General features: G+C 68.5%; 3 protein-coding genes. All 3 read right to left on the bottom strand.

All coding sequences use genetic code 11. The features are described 5' to 3' along the window. Positions 1-222: 222 nt before the first annotated feature. From VFL64_RS08390 to VFL64_RS08380, 3 genes are read right to left on the bottom strand one after another with little or no spacing between them, the layout of a single operon-like run. On the bottom strand, positions 223-2,199 hold the full coding sequence (locus VFL64_RS08390) for a carboxylesterase/lipase family protein (protein ID WP_489539923.1): 1,977 nt from the start codon (positions 2,197-2,199) through the stop codon (positions 223-225). A gap of 14 nt (positions 2,200-2,213) precedes the next feature. Then, positions 2,214-4,151: a carboxylesterase/lipase family protein gene (locus tag VFL64_RS08385; protein ID WP_489539922.1), complete on the bottom strand. Its 1,938-nt coding sequence runs from the start codon at positions 4,149-4,151 to the stop codon at positions 2,214-2,216. A 13-nt stretch (positions 4,152-4,164) separates the two neighbouring features. Continuing rightward, positions 4,165-5,544, bottom strand: coding sequence for an alpha/beta hydrolase domain-containing protein (locus VFL64_RS08380; protein WP_489539921.1), 1,380 nt, complete (start codon positions 5,542-5,544; stop codon positions 4,165-4,167). Positions 5,545-5,555 lie beyond the last annotated feature (11 nt).

Here is a 5,555-nt window from a genome sequence, read left to right as displayed (position 1 = left end):
GACTGTCCACTAATTGAGGGAAAACGAGGAGACCAGACGACGGGTCGCCCAGCCATTGCTGCTTCATCGTTCAGGCCAAGTTCATTGCTTTCAACAACTTACCGCACTCCCCAGGGTTTTCTCTCTTGGCATCAGCGGCTAGCTTCTCGAATCAAGTAGACATGCGTCCAAAAAAAAGAGGCCCCGCAGGGCCTCGTGAACGGAGAGCCAGTGACGCCTTCTTTACTGAACGGCGGCGGCCAGGCCGGTGCGCACCGTGGCGGCAGGCGCCGGGCCGACCTCGACGAAGCTGTCGTTGGCCACCGTATAGGCCGGCCAGGTCAGGCTCGCCGTGCTGGGGTTGCCGGTCTTGGCGAAGTTGGTCCACAGGGTCATCAGCAGGTCGGCCGTGGCCAGGTCGGCCGCGCCCCACTGCATGGAGGCATACACGTCGGCCGCGTCGCCCGCGGTGCCGGTGACGCCGTTGCCGTTGAGGTCGCCGATGGGCGGCTTCGTCCCGTTGGGCAGCAGCACCAGGTTCAGGCTGTAGTTGCTCACGTTGCCCATGGCGAAGTTGAAGAGGTAGGGCAGCTCACCACCGTGGCCGCTCAAGAGGCCCATGGCCGCCCAGCCGTCGGGCACGCGGCTGAACTTGTAGACGTACTGCGGCGACTGGTAGCTCGGCGTGCGCTGCGTCATGAACACCGGCAGCGCCGAGCGCAGGGTGCTGTAGTCGCCTGAGGTCACGCCCACCATCAGTGGCACGTCGCTGGGCATGCCGTCGGCCACGTTCTGCTGGTAGGTCTTGGTGAGGTAGCGGTAGTCGACGTTGGGGCGGTAGATCTCGCGTGGAATGCCGGCGTCGACGTCCGACTGCACGATGGCCGTCCAGGGCAGCCCGCGCGCTTGCGCGAGCGTGGTCACACCCAACCGGTTGAAGAGCGCGCTGCCGATGGCCTCGTTCGCCGCGAGCGATGCCGCGGGCGTGCCGGTGTTCGGGATGGGCGAGGCGCCGCTTTGCACCACGGCCTTGTGGAAGAGGCCGGTGGCCTGCGGCGAGTTCATCAGCGAATAGGTCTTGCCGCCGCCGCCGGACTGGCCGAACAACGTGACGTTGCCCGGGTTGCCCCCAAAGGCCGCGATGTTGTCGTGCACCCATTGCAGCGCCAGCACCAGGTCCATCTGGCCGTAGTTGCCCGAGCCGTTGTAGCCGCTCTCGGCCGTGAGCAGCGGGTGCGAGAGGTAGCCGAAGGGCCCGAGGCGGTGGTTCACCGTCACCAGCACCACACCCTTGGCGGTGAGGCTGTCGGCGTTGTTGTACTGCTTGGAGTTGCTGGTGAGGATGGCGAACGCGCCGCCGTGGAACCACACCATCACTGGCAGGTTGCTCGCGTTCTTGGGTGCGGTGACATGCAGGTACAGCGAGTCTTCGCTCATGCCGCCTTCGCCGATGGTTTCGAGCGCCGGGTTCTGCGCCGACTGGTCGCGCCAGCCCACCGCATGGCGCACGCCGCTCCAGGCTTGCGCGGCCTGCGGCGGGCGCCAGCGCAGATCGCCCACCGGCGGGCGGCCGTAGGGGATGCCAAGGAACTGCCAGGTCGTGGCATTGGCCTCGAAGCCGCTCAGCTGCCCGCCGGTGGTGGCGACCACGTGGCGCGGGCTGGTGGAACGCGCAAAGTGCTCCAGCGCCGCGGCCGCGGGGCGCGCCGTGCGGGCGCGCGGGTCGAGGTCGGTGAAGACGTTGGCTGCATTCAGTGCCGTGAGCAGCGGGGCGAGGCTGCTGCGGAAGGCTGCCGTGCTCTGGTTGAAGTTGATCGCACCCGCATTGCTCGACACCAGCGTGCGGATCGGCTCGCTGATCTGGATGCCGTTGTTGAGGTCACCGTCGGCATCGAGCGTTTGCAGCAGGATCAGCTTGTTGTGGACCCGCTGATCGCTCGCCGCCGTCGCCCCGCCGGTGATGGACAGCGGCGTGAGCACCGCCGCCCCCGTCGCCGAGCCCAGCACCAGGTTGCCGATGGAGAAGGTGAGCGACTCGCCCGCGCTGTAGCTGAACTGGCCCGCCGCATCGGTGACGCGCGCACCACTGAAGTCACCCTGCACGTTCAGGCCCGCCACCGGGCTGTCGATGAAGGTGCCGGTCAGCACATCGTCGTCCGAGCCGCAAGCCGACAAGGCCGTCAGCATGGCCACCAGGCCCAGCTTGCATCTGAAGAACATCCTCAACTCCTCATTCAGGGAAAGACAGTCGACAGGCCGCTGCGCACGAGCGGCGCCGCGGCCAGCTCGACGAAGGCATCGCTCGCCGGCGTGTAGACGGGCCAGGTGAGGCTCGCCATGCCCGGGTTGCCGGTGCGCGCGAAGTTGGTCCACAGGGTCATGGTGGTGTCGGTCACCGTGGCATCGAGCGCGGTGAAGCCGGCCGAGGCGAACACGTCGGCGTTGTCGCCGGCCGTGCCGGTGACGCCGTTGCCGTTGAGGTCGCCAACCACCAGCCGCGCGTTGGTGGCCGGGTCGATCACCAGGTTGAGCAGGAAGTGCGAGACCACGCTCTCCGGGGCGTTGAACACGTAGGTGAGCTCACCGCCGTGGTAGGTGGTCACGCCACGTGCGCGCCAGCCGGCCGGCATGTGGGTGAAGAGCGCGGCGTACGTGGCCTGCGCGCGATGCGACGCCAGCCACGGCAGCACGTTCTTCACCGTGGTGATGGGGTCGATGCTGTCGTTGGCATTGACCACCACCAGCAGCGGCACGTCGTTGTGGTGTGCCGTCTCGAAGGCCGCGCGCTCGGTGACGGGCAGCACCTGGTTGTCTACGTTGGTATAGGGCACGAGCGGGGCGGCCGCGGTCACCACGTCCGTCCACGGCCGCGCCCGCATCTCGGCCAGCGTGGGGGCATTCAGGCGCGTGGCGAGCTGCGTGCCGACGGCCTCGGCCGAGGCCAGGCTGCGCGTGTCGGGGATCAGCGTTCCGCTCTGGCTGATGGCCTTGTGGAAGAGGCCCGCCGCCTGCGGCGAGGCCAGCAGCGCGAGCACCTTTCGCCCGCCGCCCGACTCGCCGAAGATGGTCACGTTGTTCGGGTCGCCGCCGAACTGCGCGATGTTGTCCTTGACCCAGCGCAGCGCGGCGATCAGATCCATCTGCCCGTAGTTGCCCGAACCGTTGTAGCCGCTTTCGGCGCTGAGCGCCGGGTGCGCGATGTAGCCGAAGGGCCCGAGCCGGTGGTTCACCGACACCTGCACCACGCCCTTGGTGACCAGCGCCTGCGCGTTGTTGAAGGGCTTGGTGTTGCTGGTGAGCGAGGTGAAGCCGCCGCCGTGGAACCACACCATCACCGGCAGGCTGCTCGCGCTCTTGGGCGCGGTGACGTTGAGGTAGAGACAGTCCTCGCTCATGCCGCCTTCGCCGAAGCGTTCGAGCGCAGTCGCCTGCGCCGCCTGGTCGGCCCAGGCGACTGCCTGGCGCACGCCGGCCCAGGGCTGCACGGCCTGCGGTGCCCGCCAGCGCAAGTCGCCCACCGGCGGACGGGCATAGGGGATGCCGAGGTACTGCCAGGTGCTGGCGCTGGCCTCGAAGCCGCTCAACTGGCCGCCGGTCACGTTCACCACGTGGCGCGCGGCAGTCGAGCGCGCGAAGTGCTCCAGTGCCGCGGCCACCGCGCGCGCAGTGCGCGGGCGCGGGTCGAGGTCGCTGAAGGCGTTGGCGGCATTCAAGGTGGCCAGCAAGGGCGTGAGGCTGGTGCGGAAGTCGGCTGTGGGCTGGTCGAAGTTGAGCGCCTGCGCCGACACCGCGGAACGGATGGCCGCGCTGATCTGGATGCCGTTGTTCAGGTCGCCATCGGCATCGATCGTCTGCAGCAGCACCAGCTTGTTGGTGACGCGCCGGTCGGTGGCCGCGCTGGCCCCGGCGGTGACGGACAAGGGCGTGAGCACGGACGCACCCGGGGCCGAACCGAGCGCCAGGTTGCCGATGGAGAAGCTGAGCGTCTCGCCGGGCTGGTAGCTGAAGCGTCCGCTGCCATCGGTGGTGGTGGCCGGGCTGACGGTGCCGGCCACGTCGAGCCCGCTGACAGGGCTGTCGACGAAGGTGCCGCTCAGCACCTCGTCGTCGGAGCCGCAGCCGGACGCTGCGAGCGTCAGGGCCGCGGCCAGGAGGAAGGTCGCGTTGCGCATGCAGGGGTCAGCCTCAGCGCGGGATGGGTGCGGCGTTCGCTTCCTGCAGCGCCTTGGCGTGGTCCGCGGGCAGCAGGTAGCCGGCGGCCAGCGCCTTGTCGGCCGCGGCCTTGTACTTGGCGTAGTAGTCGGCATGCGTCGGGTAGAGCGAGCTCAGGCGCGTGGCGGTGAACGGGTCGTGGCTGCCCGAGGTGGTGCAGGCGAAGAGGTCGAGGAACTCGATCGAACCGGTGGTGGAGTTGTCGATGCCGTAGGTGGCGATGGGCACGTCGATCTCGGGCAGGCGCAGGCCGCCGAGCGCGTTGCCGTAGCTGTCGCGCTGGATGCGGCCGAGCAACGCGCTGCGCGTGATGCGCGGTGCGGTGGGCGGCAGCGTGCCCACGGTGGCCCACTTCACCAGGTGGCTGTAGACGGCCTTCTGCGCGCGGTGGAAGGGCATGCGGTTGGCCGGCTTCTCGCACGAAGCGGGCGGGCGCGTGCTCACCGAGTACACGCCTTCGAGCATGGTCTGGTCGGAGTGCGAGGAACCGGCCACTTCCCAGTAGCGGATCTTGGCGCTGTCGGTGGCCTTGGAGGTGTCGGACTGCGAGTTCACGTCCATCTCCGACTGCAGCTGGAACACCGGCTGCAACCCGTCGTTGCGGATCACCGTGCTCGACGGCGTGCCGCGCAGGTCGTTCGCCGCGATCTTGGTGCCGGTGTTGCCGCGGCCGTGGATCACGAAGCCGTCGATCACCTTCTCCAGCGGGTGGATGGCGTTGACGTAGGTGGTGAGCCGCAGCGCCGATTGCGAGTGGCCGGTGGCGAAGATCTTGTTCGGCACCAGGCCGCCCAGCACCACCTGGTACTGGTCGCGCACGGCCTTGGCGGCCTGCGAGAGGATGTCGTAGGAGATGTCGTCGTTGGGCAGGTTGCCGGCGTTGTAGCGCGTCGGGTTCTTCTCCTTCGAGCCGTCGAGGCCGGCTTTCTGGTTCGTGAGGCCCACGTAGGCATAGCCCTGGCGCAGGAACTCCTCCTTGGCCATGATCCAGTCGATGTCGAGCACGTAGCCCGAGCTGACGTTGAGCCACTCGATGATCACGATGCCGTTGAACTTGCTCGGGTCGGCCGGGCGGCGCACCAGCATCGGCGTGTTGTAGGGCGTGCTGCTGGAGTACACGTACGCGCTCCACTTGCCGTCGGAGCGCAGCGTGCTCGATGCGCGGTAGGTGCGCGCCAGGCCCGAGATCCAGAACTCGCGGTCGGTGTAGCCGCTGGCCGAGATCTGCGCGCTGCGGTCGAGGAAGTGGCCGCCCGTGGTGGCTGGCTGGATGGCCGCCTGCGGCACCGCGGCCGAGGCGGCGCCGGCTGCGAGCAGCAGCGCCGCGGTGGCGAGTTTGAAGAAGCGAGTCATGGTGTCTCCTG

It is taken from the genome of Rhizobacter sp. (assembly GCF_035702065.1).
Taxonomy (GTDB): domain Bacteria; phylum Pseudomonadota; class Gammaproteobacteria; order Burkholderiales; family Burkholderiaceae_C; genus Rhizobacter.
Note: the sequence above shows the minus strand (reverse complement) of the source record. Positions and strands in the feature narration are given on the sequence as shown.